This is a genomic window from Haloarcula sp. Atlit-47R (assembly GCF_003665985.1).
In the GTDB taxonomy this organism is placed as follows: domain Archaea; phylum Halobacteriota; class Halobacteria; order Halobacteriales; family Haloarculaceae; genus Haloarcula; species Haloarcula taiwanensis.
In genome coordinates this window covers 1-569 of sequence record NZ_QPLQ01000033.1, presented here as the reverse complement: position 1 = coordinate 569, position 569 = coordinate 1, and the positions used below count along the sequence as shown (strand labels likewise).

Annotated in this window: 2 pseudogenes; both read right to left on the bottom strand. The window is 53.3% G+C overall.

Features of this window, described 5'->3' with window-relative positions:
* Positions 1 to 311: pseudogene (locus tag DVK00_RS20710) on the bottom strand (ISH3 family transposase); the annotation flags it as partial.
* 35 nt (positions 312 to 346) lie between these two features.
* A pseudogene (locus DVK00_RS20705) lies at positions 347 to 569 on the bottom strand (ISH3 family transposase); the annotation flags it as partial.

Genomic DNA, 569 nt, shown 5'->3' with positions numbered 1-569 from the left:
TGGGGAAGGACGTCGAGAACGTCTTTCTGGAGGAGCATGTTGCCAACCTGTTCAAGCGTTTCTAGATCGAATTTAGTGCGGAGATGGTAGAGAACGGAGTTTTCGTGGGGTGCATCTTCGCTTCTCTCACAGAGCGTTGAGACCGAGGTCCCGTCGGCGCAGGCGCCGACGAGGACCTCGTAGATGTCTTCAGCATCGAGTTCAGCGTTTTCAGCGAGTGAGAGAGCAACTTCCTCGTCAAGAGAGTTGACGAGGAAGTTAAGGAGCTGGTCCTCGTGGATTTCATCGTCTGTTTGCTGGTTGTTGGACACATCTTCAGCAAGCAGACCTTCTAACTAAACGGCTTTGTGAGGTACTGAAACTTCGTTCGGAGATGGTAGAGGACCGTGTTTGCGGGAGGCGCGTCTTCACTGTTTTCGCAGAGCGTGGAGACGGAGGTCCCGTCGGTGCATGCACCGACGAGGACCTCGTAGATGTTCTCTGCATCGATTTTAGCGTTGTTGGCGAGATTCAGAGAAACTTCCTCGTCAAGTCGGTTGACGAGGAAGTTAAGGAGCTGGTCCTCGTGG